Origin of the sequence: Blattabacterium cuenoti (genome assembly GCF_014251695.1) — a bacterium.
Lineage (GTDB): Bacteria > Bacteroidota > Bacteroidia > Flavobacteriales > Blattabacteriaceae > Blattabacterium > Blattabacterium cuenoti_T.
In genome coordinates this window covers 356,031-377,499 of sequence record NZ_CP059195.1, presented here as the reverse complement: position 1 = coordinate 377,499, position 21,469 = coordinate 356,031, and the positions used below count along the sequence as shown (strand labels likewise).

At 26.0% G+C, this 21,469-nt stretch carries 18 protein-coding genes, 3 tRNA genes, 1 rRNA gene and 1 other annotated feature; of the genes, 9 read left to right on the top strand and 13 right to left on the bottom strand.

The window, feature by feature from the left end:
• Window positions 1–11: 11 nt before the first annotated feature.
• On the bottom strand, window positions 12–1,058 hold the full coding sequence (locus H0H62_RS01760; protein ID WP_185860494.1) for a PSP1 domain-containing protein: 1,047 nt from the start codon (window positions 1,056–1,058) through the stop codon (window positions 12–14).
• An 87-nt stretch (window positions 1,059–1,145) separates the two neighbouring features.
• Between H0H62_RS01760 and coaD the strand changes: the two genes are divergently transcribed.
• Entirely contained in the window at window positions 1,146–1,616 is a 471-nt protein-coding gene (coaD, locus tag H0H62_RS01755) for a pantetheine-phosphate adenylyltransferase (RefSeq protein WP_185860493.1), read from the top strand.
• Between the two features lie 8 nt (window positions 1,617–1,624).
• On the opposite strand, the gene rnr is transcribed toward coaD, so the two are convergent.
• Window positions 1,625–3,604 carry a ribonuclease R gene (gene rnr / locus H0H62_RS01750; protein ID WP_185860492.1) on the bottom strand — a complete coding sequence of 660 codons (1,980 nt, stop codon included), beginning with the start codon at window positions 3,602–3,604 and terminating at the stop codon, window positions 1,625–1,627.
• Window positions 3,605–3,772: 168 nt separating this feature from the next.
• Between rnr and H0H62_RS01745 the strand changes: the two genes are divergently transcribed.
• Complete coding sequence (locus tag H0H62_RS01745) at window positions 3,773–4,591, top strand: glycogen/starch synthase (RefSeq protein WP_185860491.1); 819 nt, start codon at window positions 3,773–3,775, stop codon at window positions 4,589–4,591.
• A gap of 29 nt (window positions 4,592–4,620) precedes the next feature.
• Window positions 4,621–6,471 (top strand): glutamine--fructose-6-phosphate transaminase (isomerizing), encoded by a 1,851-nt coding sequence (gene glmS / locus H0H62_RS01740; RefSeq protein WP_185860490.1) that lies wholly within the window; start codon window positions 4,621–4,623, stop codon window positions 6,469–6,471.
• An 81-nt stretch (window positions 6,472–6,552) separates the two neighbouring features.
• Here glmS and H0H62_RS01735 read toward each other — a convergent pair whose 3' ends face one another.
• The 5 genes from H0H62_RS01735 to H0H62_RS01715 all read right to left on the bottom strand — a co-directional run bounded on the left by H0H62_RS01735 (window position 6,553) and on the right by H0H62_RS01715 (window position 9,715).
• Entirely contained in the window at window positions 6,553–7,305 is a 753-nt protein-coding gene (locus H0H62_RS01735; protein WP_185860489.1) for a uroporphyrinogen-III synthase, read from the bottom strand.
• Window positions 7,306–7,375: 70 nt separating this feature from the next.
• A tRNA-Cys gene (locus H0H62_RS01730) sits at window positions 7,376–7,446 on the bottom strand.
• Between the two features lies 1 nt (window position 7,447).
• The gene (gene folB, locus H0H62_RS01725) at window positions 7,448–7,804 is read right to left on the bottom strand and encodes a dihydroneopterin aldolase (protein WP_185860488.1); all 357 of its coding nucleotides are present in this window, start codon (window positions 7,802–7,804) and stop codon (window positions 7,448–7,450) included.
• 10 nt (window positions 7,805–7,814) lie between these two features.
• The gene (locus tag H0H62_RS01720) at window positions 7,815–8,429 is read right to left on the bottom strand and encodes a superoxide dismutase (protein WP_185860487.1); all 615 of its coding nucleotides are present in this window, start codon (window positions 8,427–8,429) and stop codon (window positions 7,815–7,817) included.
• A 77-nt stretch (window positions 8,430–8,506) separates the two neighbouring features.
• Window positions 8,507–9,715 (bottom strand): phosphoglycerate kinase, encoded by a 1,209-nt coding sequence (locus H0H62_RS01715; RefSeq protein WP_185860486.1) that lies wholly within the window; start codon window positions 9,713–9,715, stop codon window positions 8,507–8,509.
• Window positions 9,716–9,811: 96 nt separating this feature from the next.
• On the opposite strand from H0H62_RS01715, the gene H0H62_RS01710 reads away from it, so the two are divergent.
• The 3 genes from H0H62_RS01710 (at window position 9,812) to H0H62_RS01700 (ending at window position 10,399) form a co-directional block, all read left to right on the top strand.
• Window positions 9,812–10,264, top strand: a complete 453-nt coding sequence (locus H0H62_RS01710; RefSeq protein ID WP_185860485.1) for an RpiB/LacA/LacB family sugar-phosphate isomerase — start codon at window positions 9,812–9,814, stop codon at window positions 10,262–10,264.
• Window positions 10,242–10,315: transfer RNA gene (locus H0H62_RS01705), tRNA-Asn, on the top strand. The genes H0H62_RS01710 and H0H62_RS01705 overlap by 23 nt, the downstream gene beginning before the upstream one ends.
• 9 nt (window positions 10,316–10,324) lie before the next feature.
• Window positions 10,325–10,399 (top strand) — tRNA-Pro (locus tag H0H62_RS01700).
• Between the two features lie 3 nt (window positions 10,400–10,402).
• On the opposite strand, the gene gmk is transcribed toward H0H62_RS01700, so the two are convergent.
• A complete protein-coding gene (gene gmk / locus H0H62_RS01695) occupies window positions 10,403–10,981 on the bottom strand; it encodes a guanylate kinase (RefSeq protein WP_185860484.1) in 579 nt (192 codons plus the stop codon).
• Window positions 10,982–11,047: 66 nt separating this feature from the next.
• Between gmk and H0H62_RS01690 the strand changes: the two genes are divergently transcribed.
• The gene (locus H0H62_RS01690; RefSeq protein WP_185860483.1) at window positions 11,048–12,037 is read left to right on the top strand and encodes an aspartate-semialdehyde dehydrogenase; all 990 of its coding nucleotides are present in this window, start codon (window positions 11,048–11,050) and stop codon (window positions 12,035–12,037) included.
• Here H0H62_RS01690 and rsmI read toward each other — a convergent pair whose 3' ends face one another.
• Window positions 12,038–12,709, bottom strand: a complete 672-nt coding sequence (rsmI, locus tag H0H62_RS01685) for a 16S rRNA (cytidine(1402)-2'-O)-methyltransferase (RefSeq protein ID WP_185860482.1) — start codon at window positions 12,707–12,709, stop codon at window positions 12,038–12,040.
• 295 nt (window positions 12,710–13,004) lie between these two features.
• Here rsmI and H0H62_RS01680 point away from each other — a divergent pair, with 295 nt between their 5' ends.
• Window positions 13,005–13,427: a hypothetical protein gene (locus H0H62_RS01680; protein WP_185860481.1), complete on the top strand. Its 423-nt coding sequence runs from the start codon at window positions 13,005–13,007 to the stop codon at window positions 13,425–13,427.
• A gap of 22 nt (window positions 13,428–13,449) precedes the next feature.
• Here H0H62_RS01680 and topA read toward each other — a convergent pair whose 3' ends face one another.
• The 4 genes from topA to queA (H0H62_RS01660) all read right to left on the bottom strand — a co-directional run bounded on the left by topA (window position 13,450) and on the right by queA (H0H62_RS01660) (window position 19,646).
• Window positions 13,450–15,564: a type I DNA topoisomerase gene (topA, locus tag H0H62_RS01675; RefSeq protein WP_185860480.1), complete on the bottom strand. Its 2,115-nt coding sequence runs from the start codon at window positions 15,562–15,564 to the stop codon at window positions 13,450–13,452.
• Between the two features lie 25 nt (window positions 15,565–15,589).
• Window positions 15,590–16,570 (bottom strand): polyprenyl synthetase family protein, encoded by a 981-nt coding sequence (locus H0H62_RS01670; RefSeq protein ID WP_185860479.1) that lies wholly within the window; start codon window positions 16,568–16,570, stop codon window positions 15,590–15,592.
• A 31-nt stretch (window positions 16,571–16,601) separates the two neighbouring features.
• The gene (gene queA / locus H0H62_RS01665; RefSeq protein WP_185860478.1) at window positions 16,602–17,645 is read right to left on the bottom strand and encodes a tRNA preQ1(34) S-adenosylmethionine ribosyltransferase-isomerase QueA; all 1,044 of its coding nucleotides are present in this window, start codon (window positions 17,643–17,645) and stop codon (window positions 16,602–16,604) included.
• 229 nt (window positions 17,646–17,874) lie between these two features.
• Window positions 17,875–18,433 (top strand) — a sequence feature (16S ribosomal RNA rRNA prediction is too short).
• Between the two features lie 169 nt (window positions 18,434–18,602).
• Window positions 18,603–19,646: a tRNA preQ1(34) S-adenosylmethionine ribosyltransferase-isomerase QueA gene (gene queA / locus H0H62_RS01660; RefSeq protein ID WP_185860478.1), complete on the bottom strand. Its 1,044-nt coding sequence runs from the start codon at window positions 19,644–19,646 to the stop codon at window positions 18,603–18,605.
• Window positions 19,647–19,867: 221 nt separating this feature from the next.
• Between queA (H0H62_RS01660) and H0H62_RS01655 the strand changes: the two genes are divergently transcribed.
• Window positions 19,868–21,405, top strand: a 16S ribosomal RNA gene (locus H0H62_RS01655).
• Window positions 21,406–21,469 lie beyond the last annotated feature (64 nt).

Sequence of the window (21,469 nt, the reverse complement as noted above, 5' to 3'; positions counted from 1 at the left end):
TATTTTTTTTATTATATAGATAAATCTTTAAATATTAATTCTGTTTTTTGAATAGCATTGATAGTTGATAGTTCTTCTAAAGCGGGTGATATTTTATTTTTTTCTAAAATTTCTTTAATTTTTTTGGCTTTTATTTTAAACCAAGTATTTGGATTTTTAACATAAGAAAACCACATTTCCTGTTTAAAAACATCAATTTTCATGCATTTAGCAATTCCTTTTTCTGTATGAATTTTTTTATTAAAATCCGGAAAATCTTTTATAGCATCTAAATAAGCATCTAGTTCATAATTAAGACAGCATTTTAATTTACTACATTGTCCGGTTAATTTTTGAATATTGATGGATAGTTGTTGATATCTTGCTGAATTGGTTGTAACACTTTTAAAATTTTTTAACCAAGTGGAACAACAAAGTTCTCTACCACAAGAACCAATTCCACCAATTTTTGCAGCTTCTTGTCTATATCCTATTTGACGCATTTCTATACGTAAATGAAATTGCAAAGCAAATTCTTTAATTAATGTTCTAAAATCAATTCTATTTTCAGCTGTGTAATAAAAAACAGCTTTTTCTCCATTTCCTTGATATTCTACATCACAAATTTTCATAGAAAGATTTAAATTTTTTGCAATTTTTTTAGCTTTTAAAAGAGTTGAAAATTCTTTTTTTTTAAAAAATTTCCAAATCTCTATTTCTTTATAAGTTGATTTTCTATATATTTTTTTAAAAGTATTTGAATTAACTATTTGATTTCTTATTTGTAATTTTACCAATTCTCCAGTTAAATGAACTGTTCCTATATCGTATCCTATCCCAGATTTAGGCTCTACAGTAACAATATCCCCTTGATTCAGAAATATTTTTTCTTGATTAAAAAAGAATTCTTTTCTATCATTCTTAAATTGGACTTCCACAATATCATATTTTTGATATTCAAAAGGAGATTGAATATTGGATAACCAATCTAATGCATGATGTTTATAACATTGTTTTTTTTGAAAAATATTTTCTTTTTTTTCACATTTATTGAAACACCCAAAGCACGATTTGTTCATTATTTATTATAAATAAGAATAAGTTATAAGTAAAAATAAATTTTGTTTTTTATTTTAAGATAAATATATTTCTTAATATTTTATAAAATGAATAAAAAAATAGTAGTATTTCCTGGATCTTTTGATCCGATTACTTTAGGACATTATGATATTATTATTAGGGCTTTAAATTTATTTGATAAAATTATTATAGCTATTGGAAAAAATTTTAAAAAAAAAAATATGTTTTCTCTTAAAAAGAGAAAACAGTGGATAGAAAAAACTTTTTTAAGTTTATCACAAAAAATAGAAATTGATTCATTCAATGGATTAACTATTTCTTTTTGTATAAAAAAAAAAGCTAGATTTTTATTAAGAGGAATTCGAAATCAGTTGGATTTCGAACTTGAAAAAAATATATTTTTGATTAATAAAGAATTATACAAAAAACATATTATTGAAACAGTTTATCTTTTTTCTTCTCATGAAAAATCTCATATTAGTTCTCATATAGTGAGAGATGTTATAAAAAATGGAGGTGATTACACTATATTTGTTCCTTCCGCTGTTAGAGTGTAAATGAGATATTATAATATATCATTGATCCAGTCAAGAGTAATTTGTTTTTTTTCTATATTAACATCTAAAAGTTTTACTTTTACTTTATCTCCTAAATGATATATTTTTCTTTTTTTTTTACCAATTATACTATAATTATTTGAATTTAAAATATAAGAATCTTCTTTAATATCACGTAATCTTACCATTCCTTCAGTTTGAAATAATAGTAAATCAATATAAATACTCCAATCAGTAAATCCCGTAATAATACCATAAAATTCTTTTCCTATAAATTTTTTTATATATTTAACTTGTATATATTTTAAAAATTCTCTTTCTACATCTATAACTAAACGTTCTTTATAACTACAATATTGAGATTGTTTTTCATAAAATTCTATTGTATTCAATTTATTTTTTTCATTTTTATTTTTTATTTCATCATTTATTGTTAAATAATGGTATAATAAACGATGAGCTATTATGTCTGAATATCTTCTTATAGGAGAAGTAAAATGAGTATAATAAATAAAAGATAAACCATAATGTCCTATATTATTTGTAGAATATTTTGCTTTACTCATAGCTCTAAGAATTAAATTTTCAATCATATTTTGTTCTGGTTTTCCTCGAATCTGTTTTAATAAATAATTAATAGAGTTTTTTAAATTCTTTAAATCTAAAAAATAACCTAAAGGTTCTATAATTTTTTTAAGAAAAAAAATTTTCTGAAAATCAGGAACATCGTGGACTCTGTAAATATAAAATTTATTAGAAGGGATTCCCTCAAAATTTAAGCTAACAAATTCAGATATTTTTCGATTAGTTAGTAACATAAATTCTTCAATTAAACGATGAGCATCATTATTTTTTTCCAATAATAAATCTATTGGATTATTTTTATCATCTAAACGAAACTTAATTTCTACTTTTTCTAAAAAAAGTGCTCCATTTTTTAATCTATTTTGAATTAAAATTTTAGAAAATAAAAATAATCTGTAAATATCTTCGCAATAATCTCCTTTTTTTTGATCTATAATACATTGAACTTCATCATATGAAAATTTTTTATCAGATCGTATTATGGTTTTTCCAAACCAATTTTTCAATATTCTTCCTCGACTATCTATGTTAAAAATATAGGAAAAACTTAATTTATCTTTTTTTGGCTGCAAAGAGCAAAGATCATTAGACAATATTTTTGGAAGCATTGGAATAACTTCTCCTACAAAATAAATAGATGTAGCACGTGAATATGCTTCTTGATCTAATAAACTTCCTTCTTTTATATAATGTGATACATCAGATATATGTACTCCTATTTCCCAAGTATCAGAATTTAATTTTCTAATAGAAAGAGCATCATCAAAATCTTGAGCGTTTAAAGGATCTATAGTAAAAGTATTAACATCTCGCATATCTTTTCTGAAGTTAACATCTAAAATTTCTTTGTAAAAAATCTTCTTAGCTTCATTTTCCATTTCTTCAGAAAATTTATAGGATATTCCATATTCTTCTAATAAAGAAAAAATTTCTGTTTTATATTCCCCAGAAGGCCCAAATATTTTTACTATTTTTCCCAAAGGATTTTTAAATTTTTTAGGCCATGATATAATTTGAACTAATACTTTATTATTATGATGACATTTTTCTAATTTTTGGATTGGAACTAAAATATCTACATGAATAATATTATTATGTACTATTCCATATTTATTAGATTGGACAGATTGTACGTCCAATTTCAATATTCCGATAAATTGTTTAGTTTTTCTTTTGATTACCTTTAATACCTCTCCTTCCATTTTCATTCCTTTACGATTATGATAAAATCTAATTTTAACAAAATCTCCTTTTAAAGCTCTATTTGTTTTATTTTTAGGGATAAAAACATCTTTTTCAAATTCATCCACATAGACAAATGCATATCCATGACTAGTAATTTTAATAAATCCTGTAGATAAATTATTATAATGTTTTTTTCTTATTTTTCTTTCTTTTTTCATAACAAAAACATATTTATCTATAAAAAGTAAAAAAATTTACAATCTAAAGATTTTAAATCAAAGAAATTACTTAATATTTTTGTTATTAAACTTAGGATATTATTTATTATATTTGCAATGATCCGTTTTTTTACTGTATATAAAAAAATAAAATAACTCTAATCTAAGATGACAGATAAACGTATATTATATGTTTCTTCGGATTTATTTCCCTTTTCTTCAGAGAATCCGATATCTTTATCGGTACTGAAAGCTGCTAAATTTATGCAATCAATAGGAAGTGATGTACGTATATTTATGCCACGTTTTGGAGTAATTAATGAAAGAAGACATCAACTACATGAAGTGATTCGTTTATCAGGCATGAACTTAACAATAAATGATATTGATCAACCTTTATTATTAAAAGTAGCATCCATTCCTGATGCTAGATTACAAGTTTATTTTATAGATAATGAAGAATATTTCAAAAGAAAGGCAATAGATGAAGATGAAAATGGAGTTTTCTTTCTGGATAATGATGAGAGAGCTTTATTTTTTACAAAAGGTGTTTTAGAAACTGTAAAAAAATTAAATTGGAAACCTGATATTATTCATATTTATGGATGGATAAGTTCTTTTATTCCTTTATATATTAAAAATTTTTACAAAAATGATCCAGTGTACCAAAATGTAAAAATTGTTGTATCTATTTACAATAAACCTTTTAAAGGATTTTTAAACAAAGACATTCTTCAAAAAATAAAATTTGATGGCATAAAATCTATAAAATTAAAATTATTAGAAAATCCAAATTATTTTAATCTAATCAAATTATGTATGTATTTTTCGGATGCTATTATAAAAGGTGATCAGATTTTTCCTGAAAAAATAGAAAATTATATAAAAATTAACAAATTGTTAGTATTAAAATATTATCCTGTAGAAGAAATAGAAACCATTTATCAACAATTTTATAAAAAAACTGTTTTAGAACAGATAAATTAAATAGATAAAAACTTATAATTTTATCTGTAATGTGTGGTATAATTGGTTATTTGGGTTATAAAGACGCTTACCCTATTCTCATTAGTGGATTAAAAAAATTGGAATATAGAGGATATGATAGTTCGGGTATTGCTGTTTTTTATGAGAATGGATATAATTTATGTAAGACCAAAGGAAGAGTATATGAATTGGAAAAAAAAATTTTTTCCTGTAAAATACAAATTAAAGGAACAACAGGGATAGGTCACACAAGATGGGCTACTCATGGAATTCCAGATGATATTAATGCTCATCCTCATGTTTCTAATTCCAATGAACTTGTTATGATTCATAATGGAATTATAGAAAATTACTATGCTATTAAAATTATTTTATTGAAAAATGGTTTTACTTTTAAAAGTAAAACAGATACAGAGGTTCTTGTTAATTTGATTGAGTATCTTAAAATAGAAAATAAATTATCTTTAGAAGAAGCAGTAAGAATTTCTTTAAATGAAATTGTAGGGGCCTATTCTATTGCTGTAATAGAAAAATCTCACCCAGAAACAGTTATTATTGCAAAATTAGGAAGTCCTTTGTCTTTAGGAATTAATGAAAAAGAATTTTTTGTTGCATCTGATCCCATTTCTTTTATAGATTATACCAAAAATGTTCTTTATTTAAAAGATGGGGAAATGGCTATTCTTAAAAAAGGAAAAGAGCTAGATCTTAGGAAGATTATAGATAATCATAGATTGAATCCAATTATTAAAAAACTTAAAATTAATTTAAAAGAAATTGAAAAAGGGGAATATAAATATTTCATGTTAAAAGAAATACATGAACAACCTAAAAGAATTTTGGACACTCTACGAGGTAGATTATTAATTCCGGAAAAAATTATTTGTATTAATGGAATTGAATCTAATAAAGATATTTTTATAAATGCTAAATGTATAACTATAATAGGATGTGGAAGCTCATGGCATGCGAGCTTAATCGGTGAATATTTATTAGAAGAACTTGCTCGTATTCCAGTAGAGGTAGAGTACGCTTCTGAATTTCGGTATAGGAATCCTATTATAAAAAAAAGAGATGTTATTATTGTAATTTCCCAATCTGGAGAAACAGCCGATACTTTAGCGGCTTTGAAATTAGCAAAAAAAAAAGGAGCTTTTATATTTGGAATTTGTAATGTTGTTGGCTCATCTATTGCACGAAATGTAGATGCAGGTGCTTATACACATGCAGGCCCTGAAATTGGGGTAGCTTCTACAAAAGCTTTTACAGCACAAATTACAGTTCTTATTTTGTTAGCTTTGATTATAGGAAAACATAGATCTACAATAAATGATTCTCGCTATAAATTATTATGTAAAGAACTTGGATCTATTCCAGAAAAAATTGATTTTACTTTAAGAATAGATGATACTATAAAACGAATATCTAAAATGTATCATGATGTAAATAATTTTCTTTATTTAGGTAGAGGAATTAATTTTCCGGTAGCTTTAGAAGGAGCTTTAAAATTAAAAGAAATATCTTATATCCATGCGGAAGGTTATCCTGCGGCAGAAATGAAGCATGGTCCTATAGCCTTAATTGATGAAAATTTTCCAGTGGTAATTATTGCTACAAAAAAAGGATGTTATAATAAAATTATTGGAAATATTCAAGAAATTAAAGCGAGAAAAGGAAAAGTTATAGCTATAATTAATGAAGGAGATATTCAAGTTAGTATGTTAGCAGATCATGTGATAAAAATACCAAATATTTCTGAAATACTTAGCCCATTAGTAACTGTTATTCCTCTTCAATTATTAGCTTATCAAATTGCTTATATACGTGGAGAAAACGTAGATCAACCAAGAAATTTAGCAAAATCAGTAACAGTAGAATAATTATATTGATTGGAAATATCAAAAATTATTAAAATAGATAAAATAAGTAGGGAGGGAGGAATGAATACTATATAAAAATTTTTAATATCTGATTATATTTAGTTTTTTAATATATTTTTCCAAAGCCATAGCCATAGAGGGGAATTCTGGTGTTGGAACTTTTATATCAATGTTTAATCCAGCTTTATAAGCTGCATTAAAAGTATTTTTTCCAAAAGTAGCAATTTTAATATTATTTTGATCAAAATTAGGAAAATTATCAAATAAAGATTTTATTTCTACTGGACTAAAAAAAACTAAAATATCATAGTATATATTTTTTAAATCGGATAAATCGCTAAAAGTAGTTTTATATAAAATAACTCTTTTCCAAAAAATATTTTGTTTATTTAATATGTCAGGAATTTCTGGTTTTAATATATCCGAAGAAGGTAAAAGAAATTTTTCTTTGGAATGTTTTATAACATAAGGAAGTATATCTTGAAATGATTTATTTCCAATATGAATTTTTCTTTTTCTAAATACAATATATTTTTGCAAATAATATGCTACAGTTTCTGTTTGACAAATATATTTCATAGAAATAGGAACTTTGAAACGCATCAATTCTGCTAACCTAAAATAATGATCTACGGATTTTTTACTGATAAAAAGAACGACAGTAAAATCAGAAAAATTAATTTTTTGTTTTCTTACATCACTGGATGATACCCCTTTTACTTCTATAAAAGATCGGAAATCGATATTTACATTTTTATTCATGCTAAGTTTTATATATGGGGCATTAGATGCACTATTAAGAGGTTGTGAAATCAGAATATTATTTATCTTCATCCTTTTTTTTTATCCAATAGAGTTAATTTTTTAATTTTAAAATCGTAAGTGTATACATAAAATTAATATAAGGCACCGAGCGGAATCGAACCGCTATAAAAGGTTTTGCAGACCTCTGCCTTTCCACTCGGCCACAGTGCCATTAATAATCATCTAAAATTATACATACTCTATCTACATATCCTTGTAATGGAGGATTTTCCTTACAAATTTTAACTTTTGTATATTTTACTAAAGGTTTTTTGTATTTTTTAATCCTTTGAATTATTCTTTCTGCTAAATGTTCAATTAATTTTGAATTAATGTTCATTTCTTCTTTTACAATGTAATATAAATCTACATAATTAATAGTTTTGGATAAATCATCGTTAATAGATGCTTGATTAAAATCAAATTCAATTTCTAAATTGATTGTATAATGAGATCCTATGTATTTTTCTTCAGGCATACATCCATGAAATCCAAATAACTTTATATTTTCTAATACGATTTTTCCCATGAAAAAAATATTATTTTTTCATAGCTTTTTTGTAATTTTCTTCTACCTGAATCCAATTCACGATCTTCCAAAAAGAAGATATGTAATCTAAACGACGATTTTGATATTGTAGATAATAAGCATGTTCCCAAAGATCTAATCCTAGTATTGGAACCCCTTCACAACCCATACCACACATAAGAGGGTTATCTTGATTCCCTGTGGAACAAATTGTTAATTTTTCTTCTTTTACGCATAACCAAACCCATCCAGAACCAAAATGATTAGCTGCAACTTTAGAAAAAGTTTCTTTAAAAGAATCAAAAGAATTAAAATTTTTATTTAAAATATCATTTAAATCTGAACTTGGATGAACATATTTTATATTAGGGATTAATATTTCCCAAAAAAGATTGTGATTGTAAAAACCCCCACTATTATTACGTATTATTGGAGATTCAACATGTGCTATTTTTAAAATTTTTGTTATGGAAAAATTTATCATATTTGTATTTAAAATAGCCTTATTTAGATTATTAGTGTAATTAGCATGATGTTTATTATAATGAATATTCATGGTTTTTCTATCTATATAAGGTTCAAAATCTTTATATGAATAAAATAATTTTGGAAGTTTAAATGACATAGCAATTTTTTTAAAAATTAAAAATATTACATTTATAAAACAAATATAATTAAAAACCTTGGAATTGATTTTCACAATTACAATTTGATCGCTTTGATTCCGGGTAAAATTTCATTTTTCAAACTAGCTAACATAGCACCTCCTCCAGTTGATAAATAACTTATTTTTTTTTCGCAGTTTTCCATTTTTAATGAAGCTATTGAATCTCCTCCTCCTACTAAAGAAAAAGCTCCTTTTCCAGTTATATTTGCAATAGCTTTTGCTATGGATCTAGTTCCTAAAGAAAAATTGGAAAATTCAAAAACGCCTAGAGGGCCATTCCAAAAAATGGTTTTGGATTTTTCTATAATTTTACAAAATGTTTTAATAGAAACAGGACCTATATCTAATCCCATCCATCCGTTTGGAATCGAATGAATAGGGACAATTTTAGTATTGGCATTGTTATTGAAAGAATCAGCGATTATTACATCTTTTGGAAGATGTAACATCTTCATTTTATTTTGATACTTATTAAAAATTGTTTTTAATGTATTTTCGATAATTTTATTGTTTTCAATTATAGAATCTCCTATTTTTCCTCCTTCTTTTTTAATAAAAGAAAAAGACATTCCTCCTCCTATTAGAATATAATCTGCAAAATTAATAATAGTTTCAATAATTTCTATTTTAGAAGAAATTTTTGCTCCCCCTAATATAACAGTAATAGGTTTTTCATTTTTTCTAGATAAAAATTGATCTATATATTGAATTTCTTTTTTCATAAGAAGACCAATACATTTTTTTTCCCCAAAAAACTTTGGAAGAATTGTAATAGATGCATGGGAACGATGTACTACCCCAAAAGCATCATTTATGTATATATCTCCTAATTTTGATAGTTCATAAGCAAAATTTTCATCCTCTTTTTCTTCTTCTTTGTAAAAACGTAAATTTTCCAATAATAAAATTTCACCATTTTTTAATTTTTTAACTTTTTTTATTACTGTTTTTCCTATGCAATTTTCACAAAAATTTACAGAAATTTTTAATTTTTTAGATAAATAATCAGTTAAAAATTTTAAAGAATAAATTTTTGAAGGGACTCCTTTTGGTCTTCCAAAATGAGAGATAAGAACAATTTTTCCTTTTTCAGAAATAATTTTTTGAATAGTAGGAATAGTACATTGAATACGTGTATCATCTGTAATTTCAGATAATTCATTTATAGGGACGTTAAAATCAACTCTTATTAGAGCTGTTTGATTTTTAAAATCAAAATCGTTAATAGTTTTGATTTTGTTCATTATAGATAATATAATTCCATATACAAAAGTACTTTATTTTTAAAAAAAATTAAATTTTAAATGTATATTTATTGTTTCTTTGTTTGTAAAAATATAATGCTAATAGCAATAGGATCTGATCACACAGGAGTACATTATAAATATGCAATAAATAATTTTTTAATTAAAAAAGGATACCAAATAAAAGATTTTGGATTTTCTGAATATGGAAAAGATGTTGATTATCCAGACTATATTCATCCGACTGCAGAATTCGTAAATCAAGGAAAAGCAAATTTTGGAATTATTATATGTGGAAGTGGAAATGGAGCTGCTATGATAGCTAATAAATATAAAAAAATCCGTGCGGCTTTAGTGTGGAAAAAAGAAATTGCGATTTTAGCTAGAAAACATAATAATGCTAATATTATTAGTATACCAGCACGTTTTATAGATAAAAATAAAATTTTAAAAATTGTAGGAACATTTTTGGAAACAAATTTTGAGGGAGGAAAACATAAAATAAGAATCGAAAAAATACCTAAAATCCTCAGTAGCTCAGTTGGTTAGAGCACCTGACTGTTAATCAGGGAGTCGCTGGTTCGAATCCAGCCTGAGGAGTTAGTCAGTCGGGGTGTAGCTCAGATTGGTTAGAGTCCACGTCTGGGGGGCGTGTGGTCACTGGTTCAAATCCAGTCACCCCGATTATTATTTTTCATTAATAAAATTAGAAACTATTTGAATGGCTTGTTTTTTTGTTTTATATAAATCAATATTTGACAAAACAAAATCAAATAATTTTGCATAATTATTTTCTTTTTTAGCTTTATTTATACGAATATTGATATCGTTTTTATCTAAATTTTTATGACATCTTGTTATCAATCTTTCTTTTAAAATTTTTATAGAATTTACCATTATAAATATGGATAAAGAATTATTGGGATATTTTTTTTTTAAATTTAATCCTCCTTTCACATCTATATCAAATAATATATGTTGATTTGATTTCCAAATTTTGGAAATTTCATTTTTTAAAGTTCCATAAAACAATTTAGGATATACTTCTTCCCATTCTACAAATTGATATTTTTCTATTTTAGAAATGAAAGAATTTGTAGACAAAAAATAATAATCTTTTCCATGTATTTCATGATTTCTAATGGACCGTGTAGTACATGAAACAGAAAATTTTAATTCCGGAAATTTTGAAAGTAAACAATGTGAAATAGTAGTTTTTCCAGATCCAGAAGGACCTGATAAAATAATCATTTTTCCTTTTTTCATTATTTTACCTAACTTTATTCTATTAATATCATGGAAAATTAAGTTTTTAAAAAAAATTCGTATAAAATGAAATTAGGAATAGTTGGTGTGACTGGTATGGTAGGTCGTGTAATGATTAATCTTTTAGAAAAGAGAAATTTTCCATTAAAAATGTTATATCTTGCCGCATCTAAAAAATCTGTAGGTAAGGAATTTTTTTTTAAAAAAAAAGTATATAAAGTAATTAATATATATGATTTATTTTTAAAAAAGCCTGATATTGTTTTATTTTCAGCAGGGTCTTATATATCAAAAGAATGGGCTCCAAAATTTTCAGATATAGGGACTATAGTTATTGATAATTCTTCCGCATGGAGAATGGATTCTAGCAAAAAATTAATTATTCCTGAAATTAATGCTTCTTGTTTATCTAAAAAAGATAAAATCATAGCTAACCCGAATTGTTCTACAATACAATTAGTGATGGTGTTATTTCCGTTACATATAGAGTATAAAATCAGTAGAGTAATTGTATCAACTTATCAATCAGTAACGGGAACTGGAAAAAAAGCTTTAGATCAATTATATCAAGAAAAAAATGGAAATTTTTCTTTAAAAGTATATCCATATCCTATTTATCAAAATGTTTTACCTCATTGTGATCAATTTACAGATAAAGGATATACAATAGAAGAAATAAAATTAATGAATGAAACAAAAAAAATAATAGGTGATTATAATATAGCAATAACAGCTACTTCCGTACGTGTTCCTGTTATAGGAGGACATTCAGAAAGTGTAAACATCACATTTAAAAAAAAACCCAGCATAAATCGTATACATGAAATATTATTGAAAACAAAAGGAATAATAGTTAAAGATTCTCCCAAAAAAAATATTTATCCAATGCCATTATATGCTCATGGAAAAGATGAAGTTTTTGTAGGTAGGATACGAGAAGATTTTTCATTTCAAAATTCTATAAATATTTGGATAGTAGCAGATAATCTTCGTAAAGGAGCAGCAACTAATGCTATTCAAATTGCAGAATTTCTAGTGAAAAAAAAATATGTTTAATTATTTTTTAGAATTTTTTTCGATGATGATAGTATATTCTCCTAATATTTTTTTAACATTTTTAAAATATAAAATCATTTTTTCTATATTTCCTCTTGATATATTTTGAAAATATTTGGATATTTCTTTACATATAACTATATTTCTTTTTGATCCAAAAAAATATTTCATATCGTTTAATGTTTGTAATAATCTATGAGGCGATTCATAAAAGATAATAGTTCTATTTTCTTTTGATAAATTTTCTAATTTAATTTTTCTTTTTTTTTTAGGTAAAAAACCAATGAAAATAAATTCATTAGTAGAAAGCCCCGAACAAACTAATGCTGGAATAAAAGCTGTAGGTCCCGGTAAACATTCTATAGGAATAGAAGCTTGAATACAAGATCTTATAAGTAAAAAACCTGGATCAGATATGCTTGGAGTTCCTGCATTGGATATTAGTGCCAATTTTTTTCCTTTTTTAATTTTTTTTATAAGAGAAGGAATAATTTTATGTTCATTATAAATATGATATTTATTTAAATGATTTTTAATATGATAAAAATTTAATAATTTTTTAGATACTTTATAACTCTCTACTAAAATAAGATCGACCTCTTTTAAAACTCGTAAACTTCTGAAAGTAAAATCTTCTAAATTTCCTATAGGAGTAGGAACAATATATAACATATTAGAATTTAAAATGTTAAAATTATATGAAAAAAGATATAATAAATCTATTATTTTAAAAATAAAAATCCATAACTTCTATTATGGAGTTTATGAAAAATGTTAGGAACAATTATTATATATAACCTGTACAATCTGATTAAAATTTATAATAATTCAATCTTAAACAACATAAACTATATCTAAATACTTTTTTTAAAATTGAAAATTTCATCATTAAATAAAACAATTATTCGTAATAATAGTTGAGTTAATGCATTAAAAATGTTAGTTAATATTGATGAAATCAATAATAATGAAAGGTAAACAATATATATTTAGAAGTCGTTTAGTATCTGGAGATATCATATTTAAATATGATTTGAATGGTTTTTTAAGAGAAATTATTTTTCCTGAAAATCTTTCTTTATCTCATTATATATGGATAGGAAAATTTTTACCTTATAATGAGTCTATTATAAATAAAATGAGAAATTCTAAAGCTACTTTTTCCATAGAAGAAATTCCTACTGATTTATCCTTTAATCGTTTTTGGACAGATTATAAATATAAAGTTGGAAAAAAAAAAATGGCTGAAAATATATGGAATCGTATGTCTTTATCTGATAGAGTTAAAGCTTTATCTTATATTCAAAAATATTTAGATCATATTAGACGTACAGGACATGATCAGGCTTATCCTACTACTTATTTAAATCAAAGATATTTTGATAGCTAAAAAACTAAATATATTGAATTATTCAGTTTATTTTATTTCTATTTTCAATGATAATGTTAATGGCTTGTTCTAAATTTAATAAATTATTAAAAAATAATTTTTCATCAATTGGAATTGATTTATTATTATGTTTAATGTAAATATTATATTTATTTATTTTCAATAAAATTTTTTCTTTTTCAAATACTCCTAATAATTTGGGTAAATCAAGAAGTTTTAAAGCTTCTGTAAGAGAAATTGTTTCTATTTTTTGTTTATTTATTAATAAAGGTGAGAATTTTGGTTTTTCTTTGTCATAAAATTCTCCCATCTGAACAATCGGACCATATTTAGCTATTTTAGAAAAAACTTTTTTATTAGATTTTGGATCCTTTCCAAGAAAATATTCTTTATGAATTTTATTGACATATTTTTTAACATATTGTATTTTTTTGTTAAATTTGTTATAAAAATTTTCAAGAATTTTGATCCAAGATTGTTTTCCCTTAGCTATATTATCAAAGTCCTTTTCTAAATTTGCAGTGAAATCATAATTCATTATTTCATGAAAATTTTTCTTTAAAAAATCAGTAGTTAAAATTCCTATTTCTGTAGGAAAAAATTTATTTTTTTCTATTTCTAAAATTTCATCATTTTTTTCAGTAATGAAATCACCTTTTAAAAAAAAAATTTCACGCATTTCTATTTTTTTTGAAATTTTTTGTATACCAACATAATTTCTTTTTTTAATAGTAGAAATTATAGGAACATAAGTAGAAGGTCTTCCTATCCCTAATTGTTCTAATTTTTTGACTAAACCAGCTTCATTGTATCTATATAGATGATTTTCAATAATTGGTTTTGCTATTATTTCTTTTCTTTTTAAAAAAAGACCTTTTTTTATTGATAAAATATTAAGTTTTTCTTCTTTTTCTTTATTTAATATTTTTGTAAATCCATCAAATAAAACAGTTTTTTTTATCCAAATAAAAAGATTTTCTAAATGAGAAGATTTAATATAAATATATTTTTTTTCAAAAATAGCATTTGTCATTTGTCCTATAATTGTTCGTTTCCATATAAGTTTGTAAAGACGTTTTTGAAATAGATCTAAAGAATTTAAATAATCTTCGTTAAAATTGATAATAGTAGGATGGATTGCTTCATGTGCTTCTTGGGATAAGCTATTCTTTTCTTTTGAAAATTTTTTGATAGATAAATATTTTTTTCCATATGAGGAAAGTATAAAATTTTTTATATCTAATAGTATAGTTTTTGATAAATTTGTACTATCTGTTCGAATATATGTAATAAATCCTTTTTCATACAGTTTTTGAGCTAAAAACATTGTCTTAGATATAGAAAAATTTAATTTATTACAAGCTTCTTGTTGTAAAGTCGAAGTAGTAAATGGAGGAGGAGGATTTTTTTTTTCTTGTTTTATAATAATTTTATTAATTATAAAAGTACTATTAATACATGATGTTAAAATATTTTTTATTTTTTTTTTATTTTTTATTTTTTTTTCAAATTTAGCATTGATAGTTGTTTTAAGTTCAGAATTAGTAAAAAGTCCATATAATTGGTAAACTGTAGAAGGAATCAAATTTTGAATTTTTTTTTCTTGTTCTACTATAAGTTTTACAGTAATAGATTGAACTCTTCCTGCAGAAAGACCAGTATTAATTTTTTTCCATAAAATAGGAGACAATTGAAATCCAACTAATCTATCTATAATTCGTCTAGCTTGTTGAGCGTAAACTAAATTGTAATTGATTAATCTTGGGTTCTCTATTGCTTTAAAAATTGCTTTTTTTGTAATTTCGTGAAAAACGATTCTTCTATATTTTTTATCAGGAATATTGAATATCTTATAAATTTGATAAGCTATAGCTTCCCCTTCACGATCTTCATCAGAAGCTAACCAAATAATTTCGTAATTTTTTATTAATGTTTTAAGATTTTGAATTATTTTTTTTTTTTTGGATATTATTACATAATTAGGTTTAAAATTATCTTGAATTTCAATTCCTATTTTTTTTTCTGGTAAATCTATAATATGTCCATAACTGGATACTACATAATAATCTTTTCCAAGAAATGTTTGTATTGTATGAGCTTTAGTAGGGGATTCTACAATTACTAAATTTTTTTTCATGAAAATTTTATTCTTAAAATTGTATTTATTGATTTCTTTCCACAACAAAATTTACCATTATTTTTAATGCCTCTTTTATTTTTCCTTCTGGATAAAATTCTAAAATTTTTAATGCATTATTACGAAGTTTAATCATTTTTTGAGTAGCATATTCTAATCCTCCATATTTTTTTACATAATTAATGATTTTATATCTTTTTTCTTCATCATAATTTTCTATGTAATGTAACATACATTTTTGATCTTTTTTAGAAGCTTTTTGAATAGCATAAATAAGTGGAAGTGTTATTTTTTTTTCTCTTAAATCTATTCCTACAGGTTTCCCAGTGTTACTTTCATTTTTATTTTCATAGTCAAATAAATCATCTTTAATTTGAAAAGCTATACCTGTAAGAGTTCCAAATTTTCTCATTTTTAAGGCAGTTTTTTCGTCAGTATTAACTGAACGTGCTCCAGCTTCACAAGAAGCAGCGATTAAACTTGCTGTTTTATGATAAATAATTTGATTGTAAATTTTTTCAGTAATATTTAAATTTTTAGTTTTTTCAATTTGTAATAATTCACCTAAACTCATGTTTTCTATAGTTTTACATACTACTTTAAGTAAATCATAATAATTATTATTTGTAGCAATTAAAAGACTTTTAGATAATAAATAATCTCCAATTAAAACAGCTATTTTATTTTTCCATATAGCGTTAATAGAAAAAGAACCACGACGAAGAGAACTATTATCTATTACATCATCGTGTACAAGTGTTGCTGTATGTATTAATTCAATTAAACAAGCAGTATGATATGTTTTTTTTTGTATATCTCCTAACATTTTAGCTATTAGAAGAATAAATATAGGACGAATTAATTTTCCTTTTCTATGAATAATATAACTTGTTATATTATCTATAAGAGGAATATTGCTGTTTTTAATTACATTTTCAAATTGTTTTTCAAATTCTTTTATTTCTTCTTTTATAGTAATTTTTATTTTTTCTAAAATGATTTTCATAATATCGTAGATGATATATTATGATTTTTATTTATAATATTAACATAGTATCTCCATAAGAATAAAATCTGTATTTTTTTTCTATTGCTATTTTGTATGCTTTCATTATTAGATCAAAACCTGCAAAAGCAACCGTCATCATGAGTAATGTAGATTTTGGCATATGAAAATTTGTAATCATAGAATTAGCTATACTAAAATTATAAGGAGGAAAAATAAATTTATTAGTCCATCCGGAAAATGGATTCAAATTTTTATTTGAAGAAACAGAACTTTCAATAGCTCTCATAGAAGAAGTTCCAATTGCACAAATTCTTTTTTTTTTTTGTATAGCAAGATTTACTATCTTACATGTATTTTCATTGATAGAACATTTTTCAGAATCCATTTTATGTTTTGATATATCTTCTACTTCTACAGGTAAAAAACTTCCTAATCCTAAATGTAAAGTTATTTCTGCTAAATTTATTCCTTTTATTTCTAATTTTTTCAATAAATGTTTAGAAAAATGCAATCCTGCTGTAGGAGCAGCTACAGATCCCTCTTTTTTTGCATATATAGTTTGATAACGTTTTTCATCGTTTTTTTCCGGTTGTCTATTAATGTATTTAGGTAAAGGTGTTTTTCCTAATTCTTTTATTTTTTTAATAAGTTCTTCATGATTACCATTAAAATTAAGTTGTAAAATTCTTCCTCTGGAAGTAGTATTATCTATTACTTCTCCTGTTAATCCAAAACCAAAATTTAATTTATTTCCCACTCTTACTTTTCTTGCTGGATCTACTAAAACATCCCATGTTCTATCTTTTGGATCTAATTCTCTAAGCAAAAAAACTTCTATTTTAGCTTCTGTTTTTTCTTTATTTCCAAATAATCTTGCAGGAAATACTTTTGTATTATTAAGAATAAGGGTGTCTCCTTCTTCAAAATATTCATGTAAATTTTTAAATAATTTATGTTCTATTTTTTTATTTTTTCTATGAATAATCATTAATTTAGATTCATCTCTTTCTTGTATGGGAAATTTAGCAAGAAGATGTAAAGGAGACATAAAATCAAAATCTGAAGTTCTCATATTGATGAATTAGTAAATTTATACATCATATTATGTTATGATGTAAAATTATATATATTTATTTTTATTGAAAACTTTTTTTTTGAAAAAAAAAATGTATAATTGCTATTTTAATAATAACATTTATTGTTCTTTGCATAAAAGCATAAAAAAGCTTCTAGACCTGATATTTCAGGATTTTTTTTAATAAGGTTTTGTGTATTTGATATTAATTTTTTTTTACAACGGAGAGTTTGATCCTGGCTCAGGATGAACGCTAGCGGCGGGCTTAACACATGCAAGTCGAGGGGCAACATGAAATTTATATTTTATATAAATTTTGATGGCGACCGGCGAACGGGTGCGTAACACGTACGTAATCTACCTTTTGCTAGAAAATAGCCTGAGGAAACTTGGATTAATATTCTATAGCATAATGGAATCGCATGATTTTATTATTAAAGTAGAAATACGGCAAAAGATGGGCGTGCGTCCGATTAGTTAGTTGGTTAGGTAATGGCTAACCAAGACAATGATCGGTAGGGGGCCTGAGAGGGTGATCCCCCACACTGGTACTGAGACACGGACCAGACTCCTACGGGAGGCAGCAGTGAGGAATATTGGTCAATGGAGGAAACTCTGAACCAGCCACGCCGCGTGCAGGAAGAATGCCTTACGGGTTGTAAACTGCTTTTGTTTAGGAATAAAGATTCTTACGTGATAGGAATTGTGAATGTACTATACGAATAAGTGTCGGCACCTAACATTTTAGCTATTAGAAGAATAAATATAGGACGAATTAATTTTCCTTTTCTATGAATAATATAACTTGTTATATTATCTATAAGAGGAATATTGCTGTTTTTAATTACATTTTCAAATTGTTTTTCAAATTCTTTTATTTCTTCTTTTATAGTAATTTTTATTTTTTCTAAAATGATTTTCATAATATCGTAGATGATATATTATGATTTTTATTTATAATATTAACATAGTATCTCCATAAGAATAAAATCTGTATTTTTTTTCTATTGCTATTTTGTATGCTTTCATTATTAGATCAAAACCTGCAAAAGCAACCGTCATCATGAGTAATGTAGATTTTGGCATATGAAAATTTGTAATCATAGAATTAGCTATACTAAAATTATAAGGAGGAAAAATAAATTTATTAGTCCATCCGGAAAATGGATTCAAATTTTTATTTGAAGAAACAGAACTTTCAATAGCTCTCATAGAAGAAGTTCCAATTGCACAAATTCTTTTTTTTTTTTGTATAGCAAGATTTACTATCTTACATGTATTTTCATTGATAGAACATTTTTCAGAATCCATTTTATGTTTTGATATATCTTCTACTTCTACAGGTAAAAAACTTCCTAATCCTAAATGTAAAGTTATTTCTGCTAAATTTATTCCTTTTATTTCTAATTTTTTCAATAAATGTTTAGAAAAATGCAATCCTGCTGTAGGAGCAGCTACAGATCCCTCTTTTTTTGCATATATAGTTTGATAACGTTTTTCATCGTTTTTTTCCGGTTGTCTATTAATGTATTTAGGTAAAGGTGTTTTTCCTAATTCTTTTATTTTTTTAATAAGTTCTTCATGATTACCATTAAAATTAAGTTGTAAAATTCTTCCTCTGGAAGTAGTATTATCTATTACTTCTCCTGTTAATCCAAAACCAAAATTTAATTTATTTCCCACTCTTACTTTTCTTGCTGGATCTACTAAAACATCCCATGTTCTATCTTTTGGATCTAATTCTCTAAGCAAAAAAACTTCTATTTTAGCTTCTGTTTTTTCTTTATTTCCAAATAATCTTGCAGGAAATACTTTTGTATTATTAAGAATAAGGGTGTCTCCTTCTTCAAAATATTCATGTAAATTTTTAAATAATTTATGTTCTATTTTTTTATTTTTTCTATGAATAATCATTAATTTAGATTCATCTCTTTCTTGTATGGGAAATTTAGCAAGAAGATGTAAAGGAGACATAAAATCAAAATCTGAAGTTCTCATATTGATGAATTAGTAAATTTATACATCATATTATGTTATGATGTAAAATTATATATATTTATTTTTATTGAAAACTTTTTTTTTGAAAAAAAAAATGTATAATTGCTATTTTAATAATAACATTTATTGTTCTTTGCATAAAAGCATAAAAAAGCTTCTAGACCTGATATTTCAGGATTTTTTTTAATAAGGTTTTGTGTATTTGATATTAATTTTTTTTTACAACGGAGAGTTTGATCCTGGCTCAGGATGAACGCTAGCGGCGGGCTTAACACATGCAAGTCGAGGGGCAACATGAAATTTATATTTTATATAAATTTTGATGGCGACCGGCGAACGGGTGCGTAACACGTACGTAATCTACCTTTTGCTAGAAAATAGCCTGAGGAAACTTGGATTAATATTCTATAGCATAATGGAATCGCATGATTTTATTATTAAAGTAGAAATACGGCAAAAGATGGGCGTGCGTCCGATTAGTTAGTTGGTTAGGTAATGGCTAACCAAGACAATGATCGGTAGGGGGCCTGAGAGGGTGATCCCCCACACTGGTACTGAGACACGGACCAGACTCCTACGGGAGGCAGCAGTGAGGAATATTGGTCAATGGAGGAAACTCTGAACCAGCCACGCCGCGTGCAGGAAGAATGCCTTACGGGTTGTAAACTGCTTTTGTTTAGGAATAAAGATTCTTACGTGATAGGAATTGTGAATGTACTATACGAATAAGTGTCGGCAAACTCCGTGCCAGCAGCCGCGGTAATACGGAGGACACAAGCGTTATCCGGATTTATTGGGTTTAAAGGGTGCGTAGGCGGTTTATTAAGTCAGTAGTGAAATATTACAGCTTAACTGTTAAAATGGCTATTGATACTGATAGACTTGAGTGAGATTGGAGTAGCTGGAATGTGTGGTGTAGCGGTGAAATGCATAGATATCACACAGAACACCGATCGCGAAAGCAGGTTACTAAGTCTATACTGACGCTGAGGCACGAAAGCGTGGGGAGCAAACAGGATTAGATACCCTGGTAGTCCACGCCGTAAACGATGATCACTAGTTGTTGGATTTATTTCAGTGACTAAGCGAAAGTGATAAGTGATCCACCTGGGGAGTACGGTCGCAAGGCTGAAACTCAAAGGAATTGACGGGGGCCCGCACAAGCGGTGGAGCATGTGGTTTAATTCGATGATACGCGAGGAACCTTACCAAGGTTTAAATGTACTACGAATAAGCTAGAAATAGTTTAGTCTTCGGACGGAGTACAAGATGCTGCATGGTTGTCGTCAGCTCGTGCCGTGAGGTGTTGGGTTAAGTCCCTCAACGAGCGCAACCCTTATTGTTAGTTGCCAGCGAATAATGTCGGGGACTCTAACAAGACTGCCGACGTAAGTCGAGAGGAAGGTGGGGATGACGTCAAATCATCACGGCTCTTATATCTTGGGCTACACACGTGCTACAATGGTCGGTACAAAGGGTTGCTACTGGGTGACTAGAAGCTAATCTCTAAAAGCCGATCTCAGTTCGGATTGGAGTCTGCAACTCGACTCTATGAAGTTGGAATCGCTAGTAATCGCATATCAGCCATGATGCGGTGAATACGTTCCCGGGCCTTGTACACACCGCCCGTCAAGCCATGGAAGTCGGGGGGACCTGAAATCGGTGACCATAAAAGGAGCTGCTTAAGGTAAAATCGATAACTGGGGCTAAGTCGTAACAAGGTAGCCGTACCGGAAGGTGCGGCTGGAACATCTCTTTTTTAGAGTTTTTTTCTTATTAAAAAATTTTAATGAAGATTAGGCTAGAAGTTTTTCTATATTTAA

What these genes read in the sequence shown, in the direction of transcription:
- H0H62_RS01760 (WP_185860494.1), bottom strand. Translation starts at nt 1,058, where the DNA reads ATGAACAAATCGTGCTTTGGGTGTTTCAATAAATGTGAAAAAAAAGAA.
- coaD (WP_185860493.1), top strand. Translation starts at nt 1,146, where the DNA reads ATGAATAAAAAAATAGTAGTATTTCCTGGATCTTTTGATCCGATTACT.
- rnr (WP_185860492.1), bottom strand. Translation starts at nt 3,604, where the DNA reads ATGAAAAAAGAAAGAAAAATAAGAAAAAAACATTATAATAATTTATCT.
- H0H62_RS01745 (WP_185860491.1), top strand. Translation starts at nt 3,773, where the DNA reads ATGACAGATAAACGTATATTATATGTTTCTTCGGATTTATTTCCCTTT.
- glmS (WP_185860490.1), top strand. Translation starts at nt 4,621, where the DNA reads ATGTGTGGTATAATTGGTTATTTGGGTTATAAAGACGCTTACCCTATT.
- H0H62_RS01735 (WP_185860489.1), bottom strand. Translation starts at nt 7,305, where the DNA reads ATGAAGATAAATAATATTCTGATTTCACAACCTCTTAATAGTGCATCT.
- folB (WP_185860488.1), bottom strand. Translation starts at nt 7,804, where the DNA reads ATGGGAAAAATCGTATTAGAAAATATAAAGTTATTTGGATTTCATGGA.
- H0H62_RS01720 (WP_185860487.1), bottom strand. Translation starts at nt 8,429, where the DNA reads ATGTCATTTAAACTTCCAAAATTATTTTATTCATATAAAGATTTTGAA.
- H0H62_RS01715 (WP_185860486.1), bottom strand. Translation starts at nt 9,715, where the DNA reads ATGAACAAAATCAAAACTATTAACGATTTTGATTTTAAAAATCAAACA.
- H0H62_RS01710 (WP_185860485.1), top strand. Translation starts at nt 9,812, where the DNA reads ATGCTAATAGCAATAGGATCTGATCACACAGGAGTACATTATAAATAT.
- gmk (WP_185860484.1), bottom strand. Translation starts at nt 10,981, where the DNA reads ATGAAAAAAGGAAAAATGATTATTTTATCAGGTCCTTCTGGATCTGGA.
- H0H62_RS01690 (WP_185860483.1), top strand. Translation starts at nt 11,048, where the DNA reads ATGAAATTAGGAATAGTTGGTGTGACTGGTATGGTAGGTCGTGTAATG.
- rsmI (WP_185860482.1), bottom strand. Translation starts at nt 12,709, where the DNA reads ATGTTATATATTGTTCCTACTCCTATAGGAAATTTAGAAGATTTTACT.
- H0H62_RS01680 (WP_185860481.1), top strand. Translation starts at nt 13,005, where the DNA reads ATGAAAGGTAAACAATATATATTTAGAAGTCGTTTAGTATCTGGAGAT.
- topA (WP_185860480.1), bottom strand. Translation starts at nt 15,564, where the DNA reads ATGAAAAAAAATTTAGTAATTGTAGAATCCCCTACTAAAGCTCATACA.
- H0H62_RS01670 (WP_185860479.1), bottom strand. Translation starts at nt 16,570, where the DNA reads ATGAAAATCATTTTAGAAAAAATAAAAATTACTATAAAAGAAGAAATA.
- queA (WP_185860478.1), bottom strand. Translation starts at nt 17,645, where the DNA reads ATGAGAACTTCAGATTTTGATTTTATGTCTCCTTTACATCTTCTTGCT.
- queA (WP_185860478.1), bottom strand. Translation starts at nt 19,646, where the DNA reads ATGAGAACTTCAGATTTTGATTTTATGTCTCCTTTACATCTTCTTGCT.